Consider the following 15,101-nt stretch of genomic DNA (forward strand, 5'->3'; position numbering starts at 1 on the left):
AATTACCCCACTTCCTACTCCCTCCTCACGCTCCTGGCTCAACACCCAAGGCTCGTAACTGTGCTGCCAAGCGTTCAACCCGTTGCAGGGCAGTTTCTTTAGCTTCTCGCTCTTGTTCGGCTCGTTCTGCACCAGTAGGAATCACATTACCTTCAGAGTCACACCACCGCAACCAAACATCCCGCTTACCTTCATACGCACCTTCCCACAAACATAAACCTAACTCAACTTCAGTCAGCCATTGCTCGCTTGTGGGTATATATTGCCGCCCTCGCAACTCATACATCTGTAGAATTTCACCACCAAGTTGCTGAGTTGGGTCAAAGATAATGTAGTACATTACCCGCATCCTGGCATACTCTAATAATTTTCGCCCTGTTTCATTACCTTCTCGATTGGAGACAATTTCAATTACTACCTCTGGCGGTTTGCCAAACTCCCAAAAAAAATAGGAGCGATGTTTTTTTTCCCACCAGTTTTCTGCTATCTGTACATCTAGGCTCAAAAATACATCTGGCACAATCGGCGGTTGCTTACCAGTGGTAAATAAACCCACATTGGCAGCAGCGAGAAACCCTTGGGCATTACTTGGCCCGTTCCAAGAACTGTAAAGGGTTTCTGTTAGTAATTTTTGTTGTTTTTCTGATGGTAAATTATCCAAGGGTTCATCGTCTTCTGTCACCAGAAGACTAACATCTGGTAACAAATCTTCTGGTAAGAAGCCAGCGTCTGTCAAGGTAATAGATTCACTCATAAGAAATACTGGAGATAGCAGCTTAATTCTATTGTGGCAGCAGCATCAATTTCCTTCACCCTAGCAGTAGATTTTCTACACCTACTGTTGTCGTCGTAGTTGCTACCTGGATAATCCTACTGTATTGCAATCGCCACTGTAGTGCATTAGAAATTGTTAGATAGCCAATTTCTGGGGGTTGCTGCAAAATTCTTTCTGCAAGTATTTCACGCCCAATTTCATCTAAAGGAAAGTTGCGTTCCTCTAAAAATGCTATTACATCTTCTTTGTTACCATTACGGCGTAAGATTTCTATTATCCCGTAGGTTGTTTGATAATCTCCAGTTCTTTCTTTTGAGACAAAGACAACATTCTGGAATTTTAAATTAGCAGTGCGGGAGCTATGCTCATCAATCTTTTCATACGCCAATATCAGTAGATGATAGCCCAATCCATATACTTTTTGACTGGCATTACGAAAGGGGCATGAAGATTGAGGCTGACGAATTGATGTCACTTTTAAATCAACTTCTAATCCGGGAAAATCAATTCCCAAAGCAGCACTACCAAGGGTGTATTCATAATTTGTAGACAAATATTGATTAAAAGTCAACTCAACATACGTTCCTACTGTTTTGCCATCTGTAACCCCATACAAATTAGGAATCGGTGTTGCCTTAAGTACAACACAAAAATCCCGTGCAGCAGTTTTGAGGGAGGATAAGGTTAGCACTTCCATTTTTTAAATAGCCAAAGTTAATTGTTGCCAACCAGATTTACTCAATTCAAAGTTTGTCTGACCGATTCTTTTGCACACCCACTCTACACAAGCTGGTACAATAGCATTTCCAAATAATGCGTATTGATCGTAAATTCTGACAACTTGACACCAATCATCAGGAAAACCCATCAGCCTAGCATATTCAATATTAGTTAAACGTCGAAATTTATCACCTACTTGATAACGTTCATAATGCCTTGATGTTGAGGCAGTCAATGTTGATGCAATGCCATTAGTTCCGAATATAGTATAACCAAGTCTTGCACCTCCATCTTGGTTGTACAAAATTTCAACTCCATTACAATAACGATTTACAGGCTTACTTTGCTTAATCCGCTCCAGCGTATCGGCAGTAAAATCAAACTGAATATTCACCATTGACTCATCCTGAAGAATATCCTGAAGCCTCTTCCTCGGCTTCATTTCAGGCAATAACGAAACATTTTGAGTGAACATCTGATTTTTATAAGCAATTCCCCAATTCTCATTTTTACTTTTCATCGTCATGATTGGTAACATGTATTTTACCAAGGGAACTTCGATATTTGGTAATAAAATATTGTCTTTTTTAGTCAAAAAAACTGATAGCTTTTCTAAACTATTAGGTGTTATATCTGTTGAGTTTAATTTTGTACCAAAGATAAAAATTCTATCTCTATTTTGAGGAATACCAAAGCTCAATGGGCTTATTAGTCGCCATTCAATGAAATAATCTAATTCAGAAAGGGCATTTAAAATTAATCTAAAATGATAGCCGTTTTCCATTGTCAAAAGTCTTTTGACATTTTCCAAAAAAAAATATTGTGGCTGCTTCTGGTCTAATATTTCTATAATGCGCTCAAATAGTGTTCCCCTAACTCTATCTCTCACACCAAGTTTTTTACCGGCAGGGCTAAATGGTTGGCAAGGGAAGCCAGCAGTTAAAATATCGTGGTTGGGAATGTCTAAGATGGAGATTTCGTTAATATCGCCTAAAATAATAGAGTCTTTGCCAAAATTACTTTCATAAACTTTACAGCAAAGTTCATTGATATCATTCGCCCATACTGTTTGAATATTTGCATTTGCCAAACCCAGGCGAAACCCACCGATACCAGCAAAAAGCTCTAAGGCTTTGAGTTTGTTTGTTGTCATCTACGAATTTTGAAACAAATTATAACTGTGGGCCAGGAGGTATATTATAGCGCTTCTCGTTTGTATGCAATACACTCTAAGCTTTCTCCTAAAAGGAGAGAAGAATGGAAGTGAGGTCAAAACTGTACTGCACCGAAGCGAGAACTGCTATAGCCGCGATCGCACCCTTCGACCCTATTGAAGTCAGAGATTAAGGTAAAATTATAAGTAAAAGTATTAAGAATTTTAAAGAAAATAATCAATGTCCAGCATTTATCTTGACAAAAGTAACTCTCATGTCGCTGTTATTGGTGCAGGAATAGGTGGACTGACTGCTGGAGCATTATTAGCTCATAGAGGTTACAGAGTCTTAATTTTGGATCAAGCCCTCGTACCAGGAGGCTGTGCTTCAACGTTTAAACGCCAGGGATTTACCTTTGATGTGGGAGCAACTCAGGTGGCGGGGTTGGAACCAGGGGGAATTCACCACCGGATATTCTCAGAATTGTCAATAGATTTGCCACAAGCAACGCCTTGCGACCCTGCTTGTGCGGTGTATTTACCTGGGGAAACCACACCCATCAACGTTTGGCGCGACCAAGAGAAATGGCAAGAGGAACGACAAAAACAGTTTCCTGGAAGCGAACCATTTTGGCAGTTGATGGCAACTTTATTTGATGCTAGTTGGGAATTTCAAGGACGCGACCCGGTGCTACCACCGCGTAATTTATGGGATTTGTGGCAGCTAACTCAGGCGGTGCGTCCGAGTACATTAATTACCGTACCCTTTACCTTGTTTACGGTAGGAGATGCTTTACGGTTATGTGGATTGGGAAATGACCGACGACTGAGAACTTTTTTAGATTTGCAACTGAAGCTATACTCCCAGGTGGATGCAGACGAGACAGCATTACTTTATGCAGCAACAGCGTTGAGTGTATCCCAACTGCCCCAAGGATTGTTTCACCTCCAGGGAAGTATGCAAGTATTAAGCGATCGCTTGGTACAATCCTTAGAAAGAGATGGCGGCAAATTATTGATGCGCCACACTGTTGAAGAAATCAAAGTAGAAAACGGCAAAGCTACTGCTGTTGTCATTAGAAATCAGAAAACTGGCGAAGTTTGGACAGAAGCAGCCGAACACATAGTTAGCAACGTCACCGTGCAAAACTTGGTGCAGTTGTTGGGAGAACAAGCGCCATCTGGTTATAAAAACCGGGTGGAAAAATTGCCCCAAGCATCGGGTGCTTTTGTGGTGTATTTGGGTGTAGATGCTAGCGCAATTCCGCCTGGGTGTCCTCCGCACTTACAATTTCTGTACGATGTCAATGGCCCCATTGGCGAGAATAATTCCCTGTTTGTTTCCGTCAGTCATCCTGGAGACGGCCGCGCACCGGAGGGGAAAGCGACAATTATTGCTTCTTCATTTGTCGATCCTGCACAGTGGTGGCAGACTGATGATTATGAAGGACTAAAAGAAAAGTTTACCCAAGAAGCGATCGCTCGTCTTGCCCAATACTTTTATCTCAAACCAGAAACTATTATTTATCAAGAAGCCGCAACACCGCGCACCTTTGCCCATTTCACAGCCCGCGATCGCGGTATAGTAGGCGGTATTGGTCAAAGAATACCTACCTTTGGCCCCTTTGGGTTCGCCAATCGGACACCAATCGAGAATTTGTGGTTAGTTGGTGACTCCACCCATCCAGGGGAAGGTACTGCTGGGGTGAGTTATTCGGCGCTGACGGTAGTTAGGCAAATTGAAGCGCAAATGTAGTATTTTGTAAAGTTAGTAATGAAGAGTTTGTAGTAAGCACTTTAGTGCTTAGAAAATAAGGACTAAAGTGCTGACTACAAACTTGTTTACAACTATTTAGATAGAGCAGAAATTTTATTAAATACTATAAATCATACTTATAACCGATGCCAGACAGGACGAAAAACTGATGAAATAAGGTTAGTATTGCGAATCTGGAGTAATGACAGACAGCGTTTTAATTCTTGGAGGAAGAGGACGGATTGGTAGCAGTGTTGCCGAAGATATAGCTACCCATACGCAAGCAAAAATTACGATTACTGGACGTTCTGCGGAGTTTGGGAAGGCTGTGAACTTGTCTTCCGGGGGACAAGTGCAGTTTTTGATATTAGACTTGGCAGAAGTTGACAAGTTGCGAGATGCGATCGCAAACTCTAACTTAGTCATTCATTGTGCTGGGCCATTTCACTATCGAGATACTAATGTTCTCGAAACCTGTATTGCTGAAGGCGTTAATTATCTAGATGTCAGCGACCACCGTTCTTATACCAGCAAGGCTCTCAATTATCATGAAAAAGCTGCTGCTGCTGGCGTGACAGCAATTATTAATACTGGCATTTTTCCTGGTATTTCTAACAGCATGGTACGCCAGGGAGTTGAACAATTCGATCGACCAGAAAAGATCCATTTAAGTTATTTAGTTTCTGGTTCTGGTGGTGCTGGCATTACAGTGATGCGGACAACTTTTCTAGGGTTGCAGTATCCTTTTGAGGCTTGGATAGATGGAAAATGGGAAATAGTCAAGCCTTACAGTGAAAGAGAATTAGTTGAGTTTCCATCTCCTTATAGACGCAGCGGAGTTTACTGGTTTGATATGCCAGAAACCTTTACACTGCCCCATGCATTCCCATCAGTTAAAACTGTAATTACCAAGTTTGGCTCTGTTCCAGATTTTTATAATCATCTAACTTGGATTGCGGCACACGTTTTTCCCAAGTGGTTAATGCAGCGTCGTTACATGATTGAATTTCTGTCTCATGTCAGCCATTCAATGACAGATGTCACTAATAATTTTAGTGGAATTGGAGTAGCAGTTCGTTCTGAAGTGACAGGGCAAAAAAATGGTGAGACAGCCGTTTATTGTTCAACTGTAGTGCATGAAAATACAGCGTTGGCTTCTGGTTACGGCACAGGTAGTATTGCCCAATTATTGCTAGAAGGTAAACTCAAAAAACCAGGAGTTTTTCCTGTAGAAGAAGCATTACCAACAAATTTATTTGAAGAGGTAATGCAAAGCCGAGGAATTGAAATTAATCACAGTTGGTCATTTCAGTTTAAGTAAGTCATCACTAAAATTTATAGTTATGTAACAAAAGATTAAGCACAGAATAGTAACATTCTATAGATGTGGTATAAAACTGCTGTTAGGGTTGGAGTTGGTTTTAACTTCTGCCCTTAATTTTGTGGTTTTGTAGTGGTTTTGAAATGTCGTTTAATATTCCTATCACGACATCCTGCCAAGACTCAATATACAAGGACTTGAGGTATTTAGGAACTAGCAAAAGACTCACGATATTATTAACTTTAATTAAATAACTCTAAAAACTATTCAACAACTGTTGAAGTCTTTTTATAGCATTGCCCTGCTGAAAATCTTGTCAATAAGATTACTATAATTAAAAATTAATATACCTTGAGATAGAAGAAAGAACTGTACCTAAACACTTAGGATGCCTGTGAGCCTAAGATATGTAACCTATCTTCTACCTAAAAAAGCTCATCACAAAAGATTAGGAGATTTTTTTCATGCAAAAAATTCTATTAAGTTTAAAACAAGCATTACGTTCAAGCTTTTTGGTTGTTGGCTTGATGGTTTTCATCAGCTTGACAGGTTCCTTCATTTTTGTTCAGCAAAGTAGTTATGCAACTACTCTTGAAGAATTAAAACTAGTACCTCCAGAGTATAAACCAAATTCTGAAGAAAAAATTAATCGTGCTAACGAATACGATCCAGGTGTTGGCATTCAAGAAGAAGACAGAGAAAAAGCTTATGAGCAAGCAATAAAAGATTCAAAAAATCTTACTACTATAGAGAAGACTTACGAAAGAAATTTGAAGGCTGAACAAAAACAAAATCCCCCAGAAAGTTTTGGCGAAAAAGCGAAAGAAGTTATTGAAAAAGTGACAGGTAAATAGGGAATATAGACCTAATATAAACCCCTTTCCTATAAAGAAAGGGGAATTAAGACTCAAAGCAACTCTCAGGTTTGAAGTAAGGTTCAGACAATTCAACTGTCGCCACTATCTAAAAGTCACTGCAAAAATTAATTGTTTTCACTCAAATTCGTCTATTGTGGTGGGAGCAGTAGTCTTTCTCTTGTTAGCAAAATTGCGCTCATACCACTTCATTAATGGAGTTGCACTAATTCCATGCACAATTACCGAGGCTACGATAGTAGTGTAAGTTATCCAAGCAATTTGTTCGCCTGCTTCACCTTTCAGACCATGACCAAAGGCATAAGCTAGATAATATAAAGAACCAACACCGCGAATCCCAAACCATCCAAATAACCACCGAGTTCCTGGGTGGAAGTTTCGGCGGCGTGAATCTAGAGGACGTTTACCTATTGTGCTTATCCAAACTCCTAAAGGTCTGATAATCAAGAATAACAAAATTATTACTAACAGAGATTGCATAGCATAATTAAGCATTGGTTTCAATAATAATATTGAACCTAATAGTAAAATTGTCCCAACTTCCAGCAGCTTTTCTACTTGCTCAACAAATTCTAATTGTTGTATCGGTTTTTCAGAATTCTTGTAGCTGCGTTGGACAACTAAACCAGCAACAAATACTGCTAAAAATCCATAGCCATTAACCATTTCTGTTAATGAATAAGTTATTAGAATTGTGCTGATAGCAATAAAATCTTCCATTAACTCATCAGCAGGACGGCGTTTTTGAATTTTTTGCTCAATCCAAACGATAGATTTGGCAACAACAATTCCCATAACAATACCAGATGCGATCGCCCATATTAAATCAACTGTAACCCACTGTTGAAACCAGTTACCCCAATTGTCATCTTCTAAGGCATGAATGCCAAAATAAACGAAGGGAAAAGCTAAAGCATCATTTAATCCTCCTTCAGAGGTTAAACCAAATCTCAACTCATCTTGGTCATCTATACTAGTCAGTTGTACTTCTGATGCTAATACTGGATCGGTAGGTGCGAGAATTGCTCCTAATAAAATTGCTTCTGCCCAATTCATGCCTAAAAACAATTTACCCACAACAGCTAGAGCAAAAATTGAAATTGGCATCAGAAATACAATCAATCGCACTGTAATATCCCAAACACCCAACTTTAGAGGCCGAACAATTCTTAAACCACAGCTAAACACAGAAATAATTACGACAAGTTCTGTTATTTTTTCCAGTAGTTCGGTGTTAAAAACGTCATCTCGACGTAATTGAATCAGCCCAAAGCCATAGGGTCCTAGAAAAATACCAACCACTAGGTAGATGATGGCAAAAGAAAGGGGTAAGCGACTAATCCAACCTGACCCTAAAGTTACCATCAGTAAAAGTAGACCAATCACAAATAGGTCAAGAATATAGATATCTACCATATAGCGATTTACATAAATATAAGGTGTTGCTTTGTAAGCTTAGTTGCAATAGCTTTGTATTAGAATTTACCTATGGGCAGATTTTCCGGGATTAAGAATTCAGAGACACTACCAAATTGAAGAAGAAAGGAATAGATAAATTTGGCGTTGGCTTTACCCATCGTAGAAATCGTACTTTGATTATTTGTTAGAAGTCCTTTAATTAATCGGATGTAGCACGGGAATATAGCTAAGACACACCTATATGCTTTTAAGAATGGTTTATAAGCTAAACGACATCTAATCCAAAATTTATATAACTCTTGTGGCATAGGTCGAAAAGCCTACGCTAATTATGCAATTTAAATGTGGAACAGCTTAATCGTGTCCGGTTATATCATGTCCGCATAATTAGTTATACTAACCACAGTCATTACACCCCACCCCCGACCCCTCCCCGCAAGCGGGGAGGGGAGACAAAGCGCAGCTTTGGCGGGGTGGGGTTCTTCGGGTTTAATAAGCAATCAAGCGGACATGATATTAAAGGGATTTTTGGGCTTTCTGCATAGATTAGGGAATATAGCCATTAGACGGACATGATATATTTCCTACTTTCTGACTCAGATATCGCCCAATTTAGTACAAATATACTATAATAGGTGTAGCGTCCACAAAGCCTAGCCAAATGCATAATGGCTCTGTGAAAACCTTCTGGAAGATGGATTCAAGGGTTAGTTCGATGATGAAGCATTATATTCTCAACCTCAATCCGACTGCCAAGCATGAATGGGATCGGTGTATTTTACGTGACCCGCTGACTGCCAAACGCCCAGACATTGCTAAACTAATTGCCGAAGCAGTTGGTGCTGATACAGGTAGTTATTTGGTCAGCGTGAATATTGAAGTTCAAGTTTTGCAGCAAGCGGCAGTACCTCAAGCCGAACAACTCTCGCTTTCATTTCCAGAGGTGAGTGTGCCCTCACAACCACAACTGCGGGAAGCAGCTTGAGCTACAGTGCAGAATTTAGCAGAAAATAATTAGCCTGCTTATGCAGGCTTACTTTGTTAGCCGCAGACTTCAGTCTGACGGCTAAATAAGTCATGGGTATATGGGCGGACTTAATCTTAAAAGCCAAAATTAATAGTGTTATTCAAAAGACATCTCCAGAAATTAATGATGATCTACATTCATTTTTACTCCTTTGTCTAAAGCTAATTTCAAAAACTTAAAAAGTTAGCTCATACAGAGTACAGATAAAGATGAATGAGGTTTAACTTTAAAATTTTTTGAGAGTTGATTCTAACTTTGTTTTAGCGAAAATTTAGGAAAATGACTGTAAATAATTAGTGTAAAATAATTGGCATAACTGCACTTCAGACATTGCTTTTTCTACCCTAATTCAGTACATTTGGGCTATAATATATATATAGCGTCCACCAAGCTGAGTTAAGTGTAAAACTGCTCTATGACAGCCTTTTGGTAAATGGATTCAAGGGTTGGTTTTATACTTAAACATTACATTATTGACCTTAGAGGAAAATTATTAAATGATGCAACTGAGTCATTATCCAGCTGCGTTGGGCCAAGCCCTTGCCGAAGGCATCGCACAAGCTGCTCAACGGGCTAATGAAATAGACTCTCAGTTGATGGCAGTGCAGCACCAAGTTAACCGATTTGAAGGCAATGCAGACCGTACCGCTGCCTTTGAGATGGATTTGAAAAATGATGCTCAACGCAAGGCTCGCCGCTTTGAAGTGCTGCTTGTAAATCAGGAGTATCAAAAGGCAATAGACACCCAGATTCGATTAACTGTCGATAAAGCAAATGCGATCGCTCATTTGGAATATCTGCGTAACCAGTTTAGTGTAGCCAAGTTGGAAGCAAGATTAGCGTGGCTTGCCGCCGTAGGCATCGCTCAACAACTTTCTGATTTTGAGTCTCGTGAATTAGTTGGTTTGTAATCACACCCATAAACCCCAGATTCATATCTGGGGTTATCTAAACAAAATCGGTGATTGTAGATTAGTCAATTAATCATAATCTGTGAGACAGTAATTGGGAAATTTGCTGATTAATAATTGCAACATCAAAACGCTTACTAGCAGTAGCCCTGGCATTATTGGCTATAGTCGCAGTTATTTCCGTCTCCTGTAAACAAGTGATAATTACTTGTGCAAGTTCTTGGGGTTTTCCTGGTGTCACTAAAAAACCATTAAGGCCATGTTCTACTAATTCCATCGCACCCCCAGCTTTGGCTGCAACTACAGGTTTTCCACATAGCATTGCCTCTACAATCACTCTACCAAAGGGTTCTGGCGAAGTAGAGGTATGTGCCACTAAGTCACAAGCTGCCATTAACTGGGGAATATCAGAACGAAATCCTAAGAATTTGACGCGGTTTTCTAATCCTAGTTCACTAACTTGTTGGTGTAACTTTTGCACATAATCTTGTTCGCCAAAGAGTGCATCACCTACTAAAATTACTGTCACCTCTTGCGGACATTTAGCCAGGGCATCAATTAAAATATGCTGGCCTTTCCAAGGTGCAAGACGGCTAAAGTGTCCAACGACAAATTTCCCTTCTAATCCTAACTGTTGCTGTAATTGTTTAATATCAGATTCATCAGTTTGATAAATTTTTGAATTAAAGCCGTTGTAAACAACTTCGATGATATCTGGGCGTCCTCCTGCTTGTACAAAGGCTGTTTGACTAGCTTGAGAATTAGTAATTACTAATGATGCAAAACGATTAGCTAAGTTAACAGCAATACGAAGATTAGTTTGGCTAAAATGTTCTTTGGAAAGAATATCATGTAAATGATAAACCAGAGGGCGACGACTAAAAAAACTTGCCAACGCTCCGACAACTAATGCTTTTTGGGTGTTGGCATAGATTAAATCGTATTTACGCGCTTTTTTAACTACCTTAGTAATCAGAGGTGCAAGTTGTCCCAAACTCTTGAATCCTTGTAGCAAACTGCTTTCTTTGCGAACTTGGATTGCTTGAGTTGCGAGAACTTCTACTGGGATATGATTTTGTTGTAGTAAATCTTTAAACGATCCATCTGCAAATAAACCTACTAAGGCGCGATCGCCATAAGGTTTAGCAATATCTATTAAACATAATTCGGCACCGCCTGGTTTACCGCTTTGGTCTAAAAAAAGAATTTTCATAAAACCTCTAATTTATCTAATTTGACCCACGCAGCAACCATGAAATCTATTACAATCACTTGTTTAAGCTAATAAAACATTCCGTACTTGCTGGGCAATTTGATTCCAGTCGTAGTGTGTGGTGGCGTACTGGCGACAGGCCGATCGTGAAGGTATGGGGATATTACCCAAAAGCACTTGCTCTAATTTTTCAGCAATAGCTAAGGCGTCTGTAGAAGTAGTAATTAAATCGGGTGAAAATTCTGATAAAATTTCTGGCATTCCCCCAACTGGAGTACATAAAACAGGAGTACCACAGGCTAGGGACTCAATTATTACTAATCCAAATCCCTCAAAAGATTGACTAGGCATAATAGTCAATTCAGCAGCTTGATAAGCTATAGGTAATTGCTCATCAGGGAGAAAACCTAAAAATTTAACGTTGTCATCTAGTCCTAATTCTGTAGCCTGTTGTTGTAGTGCAGCTTGGATGTGACCACGACCTGCGATCGCTAGCCAAACATCTGGTATTCTGGGCTTAATTATAGCCAGAGCTTGCAATAATTTGTCAACTCCCGTTCGATGCACTAAGCGGCGTGATGTAAATATAGTCCGGCGATTATTAGGCCAGCCTAGCTTTGCACAAGCCTCCTGGGGTGATAAATTTGGTTGAAACCAATTAATATCAACTCCACCGGGAATAACATTAATTTTGCTCCACGGTACTTGATATTTATCATGTAAAACTTTACCAAAAGCTTTGCTCAAAACAATGAAGCGATCGCAGCGATTATAAGTGTTTTGTTCTATTAGCCAGTGCTTGATTAAAAGACTGAGGTTTTTGTTAACAACTTCCTGCTGACTTTCAGAAGCCCAAGGGCCATGAAAGTTAAAAGTAACTGGTACTCCCTTTGGCAAAATATCTAAAATCGGAAAGCTATATAATGCAAAGTGCAAATTAATAGCATCTGGTTTGCTGGTTCTTGTTTTCTGAAAATTCGTGCGAATCGACCATAATCTTTGCCAAATAGCACTATCGGGACTCGCCAAGTTAGTCAGCTTAATCGGCGAATTTAGTTCAGTTTTTGGTAAACCGACTCCGCATAATTCAATCCGATCGTGATTTGCTGCTAATTTATGAGTTAGTTCGTAAATATACCTTTCTAGTCCTCCGGGACTTTTGGGAAACCAGCCTAATCCCAGAGTGAGAATAGATGCAGATGCTGAATTAAAACTTCTTTCTTTATTAGCTTCCATCGATATTTATCCTATAAATATATTAAAACACTAGGGGCGCACATCTGTGTACCCCTACAGCGTGTTGTATCCAAACCCGAATCATTATAATTTCGGAATACACATTACTAATAAGAGTTTTTTTACGGAACACCAATTTATAAACTATTTATATCCCAACGTCAATAATGAATTTAAACCTGTATTTTTATTAACTAAATAACACTTACTACATATCTGCTCTACCTACAATTTAAAAAGCTGTATGGTAGATACACCAAGGAAAAACCCACTAGTAAGCAACTAAGTTTGTATCAGAAATTACAGTATAAAACCAATAATAAATACTTTTAAAAGTGTTGCTCAATATTTTATACAATAATGTAATTTTTATAAAGCTTATATAAATAGTAAAATTTTAATCCTGATAGCTTTTTATTGATATGTAATCAGATATCTTGCTCCGAAAAAACTGTATACAAGTGAATTTAAAAACAGTTATCTTTTGTGCGGATTTCATAAAATGTAATTGTATATAAATAATTAAAAGATGAAAAATATATGATAAATAAATTACTGGCGAAGTTAGGAAAACTTCGTCATGAACTCAATCAGCAAGTAAAAAAATTATCTAAGACTAGATATTTACAAAGAAGTAAAACTTTAAATTTTTTACTCAGTATGACTGTTGCAGTTATTGTTACTAGCATTGGAATTACAACAGACTGGGCAACAACAGAAACACCGACAATTACATACAAAGCATCGTCAATAAGTAATACTATTGACAGTGCAAATTTGCGGGTACAAAACAATACTGAAACACCCACGCTTAACTACAAAACATCCTGGATAGGTAATACTATTGGCAGTGGAAATCTGCGGGTACAAAATAATATTGAGGCCATGTATGTTGCTCCTGATGGCACGGTTTATACCAACAGCCATTGGGATGAGGCGGCAATGGAGGCAGGAATATATAAAGATGGTAAAGTTATTGCTGCCCTTGGGGATACTCACGGCTGGAGTCGTGGCGGTGGCAAAGCTGTAACCGCAAATAGTAAATATGTTTACATTGCCATGACTCAAGGTTCGAGGGGCGATACAAAAGAAGATTATCCACCAGAAGGAACAACTTGGTATAGCGTTAGACGCTATGACTTATCAGGAAAACCTGCGCCGTTTCCGAATGGGCGTGGTTGGGATAAAAGTATGTTGATTACCAGTACTAAAAGTGAAGTTACTGGATTAGCAACTGTGGGAAGCGAGTTGTATGTAAGTGATTTTGCGGCTAACCGGATTCGTGTTTATGATACTGATACGATGAAGGAACTTCGCAGCTTTACCGTTGCTAATCCGGGAGCAATAACTATCGATCTACAAAAAAATCTGTGGATTATTCAAAGTAAAAATGGTAGTAAGCCTGCAAAAATTTTACATTATTCCCAAAGTGGAAAGCAATTGCCCCAACAGATTGCAGATATCGTCGAACCAACTGCGATCGCTATTAATCATCAAGGTAAGCTGTTAGTAGCAGAAAATGGGTCGCGTCAGCAAATGTTGACTTATGAGATCAAAGATCGGCCTGTGCAGGTGAGTAGTTTTGGTTCTAAAGGCGGTATCTATGCAGCAGTTCCTGGTGAAGTTCGAGATTTGAAACTTTACGGACTTACCGGAGTCGGTACAGATGCTTCAGGTAATATCTATATAAATAGTAATGGTTTCAACAAATCAGGAACAGATTTGCGGAAATTTTCGCCATTGGGAAAACTAATGTGGCGATCGCTGGGATTGATATTCGTCGATAATGCAGATGCCGATCCTAAAACTGATGGTGTAGATTTATTCACCAAACAAGAACACTATCTGATGGACTTCAGTAAGCCTGCTGGTAAGCAATGGACTTACAAAGCCTACACCTTAAATCCTTTCAAATATCCTCAAGATCCACGTCTGCATACATCCCCAGATGGAACCTTTGTTCGCCGCATCCAAGGGAAGCCATTTTTGTTTCTCACAGATATGTATAACAGCTTTCTGCAAATCTATCGTTTTAATCCCGCTACAGATGGTAAAATCGCCATACCCGCCGGAATGTTTGTCGGTACTAATGGCGCAGATAAACCATTTATTACCGGAAATTGGCCACCGCATCAGCCAGAACAAGGGGAATGGATCTGGCGCGATCGCAACGGTAATGGCAAATTTGAAAAGAACGAATACGATCGCAGCAAAGATTATCCTCATCTTGGCGGCTGGTGGGTAGACAGCAAAGGAGATGTTTGGAAAGCTTTGCGAACAGAAGATGGCATTCGACACTATCCTTTACAGGGAATAGATCCTAAAGGCAACCCCATCTACAGCTATGGTTCGATGGAAAAGCAAACTACTCCCAAAATATTTAACGACTTGCGGCGGATCGAATATTTCCCTGAAACAGATAGTATGTTTTTGTCAGGCTTTACGGTAGATCGTCCTGCATTTGGTGACGATGCTGGAGTTGCTGGATCTGAGATTGCCCGTTTTGACAATTGGAGTAAAGGAAATCGTACTCCCAAGTGGCGGATTGTAATTCCCTATGACAGCACTGGGAAGCGTGAAGTGTCTACAGCAGCAATCAGTGTAGCGGGAGATTATGTATTTGCCGTGACAGTCAAAACCGCAGAAGTATATGTCTACAATGCCAAGACGGGAGCGCAAGTACAACAGTTAAAAC

12 protein-coding genes are annotated in these 15,101 nt (G+C 39.5%); 6 read left to right on the forward strand and 6 right to left on the reverse strand.

All coding sequences use genetic code 11. The features are described 5' to 3' along the window. Positions 1-25: 25 nt before the first annotated feature. The 3 genes from CDG76_RS24590 to CDG76_RS24600 are packed head-to-tail and all read right to left on the reverse strand — an operon-like array spanning position 26 to position 2,648. Positions 26-754: a Uma2 family endonuclease gene (locus CDG76_RS24590; RefSeq protein WP_094351530.1), complete on the reverse strand. Its 729-nt coding sequence runs from the start codon at positions 752-754 to the stop codon at positions 26-28. A 55-nt stretch (positions 755-809) separates the two neighbouring features. Beyond that, positions 810-1,472, reverse strand: a complete 663-nt coding sequence (locus tag CDG76_RS24595; protein WP_094351531.1) for a restriction endonuclease — start codon at positions 1,470-1,472, stop codon at positions 810-812. Positions 1,473-1,475: 3 nt separating this feature from the next. Next, complete coding sequence (locus CDG76_RS24600) at positions 1,476-2,648, reverse strand: DNA cytosine methyltransferase (protein WP_094351532.1); 1,173 nt, start codon at positions 2,646-2,648, stop codon at positions 1,476-1,478. Positions 2,649-2,889: 241 nt separating this feature from the next. Between CDG76_RS24600 and crtD the strand changes: the two genes are divergently transcribed. The 3 genes from crtD to CDG76_RS24615 all read left to right on the forward strand — a co-directional run bounded on the left by crtD (position 2,890) and on the right by CDG76_RS24615 (position 6,579). Further along, positions 2,890-4,404 (forward strand): C-3',4' desaturase CrtD, encoded by a 1,515-nt coding sequence (gene crtD, locus CDG76_RS24605; RefSeq protein WP_094351533.1) that lies wholly within the window; start codon positions 2,890-2,892, stop codon positions 4,402-4,404. A gap of 202 nt (positions 4,405-4,606) precedes the next feature. Continuing rightward, positions 4,607-5,725, forward strand: a complete 1,119-nt coding sequence (locus CDG76_RS24610) for a saccharopine dehydrogenase family protein (RefSeq protein WP_094351534.1) — start codon at positions 4,607-4,609, stop codon at positions 5,723-5,725. A 464-nt stretch (positions 5,726-6,189) separates the two neighbouring features. Further along, positions 6,190-6,579 carry a hypothetical protein gene (locus CDG76_RS24615; RefSeq protein WP_094351535.1) on the forward strand — a complete coding sequence of 130 codons (390 nt, stop codon included), beginning with the start codon at positions 6,190-6,192 and terminating at the stop codon, positions 6,577-6,579. Positions 6,580-6,717: 138 nt separating this feature from the next. Here CDG76_RS24615 and CDG76_RS24620 read toward each other — a convergent pair whose 3' ends face one another. Beyond that, positions 6,718-8,016 (reverse strand): cation:proton antiporter, encoded by a 1,299-nt coding sequence (locus CDG76_RS24620; RefSeq protein ID WP_094351536.1) that lies wholly within the window; start codon positions 8,014-8,016, stop codon positions 6,718-6,720. Between the two features lie 718 nt (positions 8,017-8,734). On the opposite strand from CDG76_RS24620, the gene CDG76_RS24625 reads away from it, so the two are divergent. Both CDG76_RS24625 and CDG76_RS24630 read left to right on the forward strand, forming a co-directional pair. Next, positions 8,735-9,004 (forward strand): hypothetical protein, encoded by a 270-nt coding sequence (locus CDG76_RS24625; RefSeq protein ID WP_069069307.1) that lies wholly within the window; start codon positions 8,735-8,737, stop codon positions 9,002-9,004. A 539-nt stretch (positions 9,005-9,543) separates the two neighbouring features. Next, positions 9,544-9,957, forward strand: a complete 414-nt coding sequence (locus CDG76_RS24630; RefSeq protein ID WP_094351537.1) for a hypothetical protein — start codon at positions 9,544-9,546, stop codon at positions 9,955-9,957. Between the two features lie 73 nt (positions 9,958-10,030). Here the strand turns inward: CDG76_RS24630 and CDG76_RS24635 are convergent, their stop codons facing one another. Further along, positions 10,031-11,170, reverse strand: a complete 1,140-nt coding sequence (locus CDG76_RS24635) for a glycosyltransferase family 4 protein (protein ID WP_094351538.1) — start codon at positions 11,168-11,170, stop codon at positions 10,031-10,033. Between the two features lie 63 nt (positions 11,171-11,233). Next, positions 11,234-12,406 (reverse strand): glycosyltransferase family 4 protein, encoded by a 1,173-nt coding sequence (locus tag CDG76_RS24640; RefSeq protein ID WP_094351539.1) that lies wholly within the window; start codon positions 12,404-12,406, stop codon positions 11,234-11,236. A gap of 540 nt (positions 12,407-12,946) precedes the next feature. Here CDG76_RS24640 and CDG76_RS24645 point away from each other — a divergent pair. Then, on the forward strand, positions 12,947-15,101 hold a 2,155-nt coding region (locus CDG76_RS24645), incomplete at its 3' end, for a hypothetical protein (RefSeq protein WP_094351805.1).

Origin of the sequence: Nostoc sp. 'Peltigera membranacea cyanobiont' 210A (assembly GCF_002246015.1) — a bacterium.
In the GTDB taxonomy this organism is placed as follows: domain Bacteria; phylum Cyanobacteriota; class Cyanobacteriia; order Cyanobacteriales; family Nostocaceae; genus Nostoc.

Excerpts from the sequence above, each read along its gene's own strand:
- CDG76_RS24600 (WP_094351532.1), bottom strand. The coding sequence starts at position 2,648 with ATGACAACAAACAAACTCAAAGCCTTAGAGCTTTTTGCTGGTATCGGT.
- CDG76_RS24635 (WP_094351538.1), bottom strand. The coding sequence starts at position 11,170 with ATGAAAATTCTTTTTTTAGACCAAAGCGGTAAACCAGGCGGTGCCGAA.
- CDG76_RS24615 (WP_094351535.1), top strand. The coding sequence starts at position 6,190 with ATGCAAAAAATTCTATTAAGTTTAAAACAAGCATTACGTTCAAGCTTT.
- CDG76_RS24595 (WP_094351531.1), bottom strand. The coding sequence starts at position 1,472 with ATGGAAGTGCTAACCTTATCCTCCCTCAAAACTGCTGCACGGGATTTT.
- CDG76_RS24620 (WP_094351536.1), bottom strand. The coding sequence starts at position 8,016 with ATGGTAGATATCTATATTCTTGACCTATTTGTGATTGGTCTACTTTTA.
- CDG76_RS24610 (WP_094351534.1), top strand. The coding sequence starts at position 4,607 with ATGACAGACAGCGTTTTAATTCTTGGAGGAAGAGGACGGATTGGTAGC.
- CDG76_RS24630 (WP_094351537.1), top strand. The coding sequence starts at position 9,544 with ATGATGCAACTGAGTCATTATCCAGCTGCGTTGGGCCAAGCCCTTGCC.
- crtD (WP_094351533.1), top strand. The coding sequence starts at position 2,890 with ATGTCCAGCATTTATCTTGACAAAAGTAACTCTCATGTCGCTGTTATT.
- CDG76_RS24625 (WP_069069307.1), top strand. The coding sequence starts at position 8,735 with ATGATGAAGCATTATATTCTCAACCTCAATCCGACTGCCAAGCATGAA.
- CDG76_RS24590 (WP_094351530.1), bottom strand. The coding sequence starts at position 754 with ATGAGTGAATCTATTACCTTGACAGACGCTGGCTTCTTACCAGAAGAT.
- CDG76_RS24640 (WP_094351539.1), bottom strand. The coding sequence starts at position 12,406 with ATGGAAGCTAATAAAGAAAGAAGTTTTAATTCAGCATCTGCATCTATT.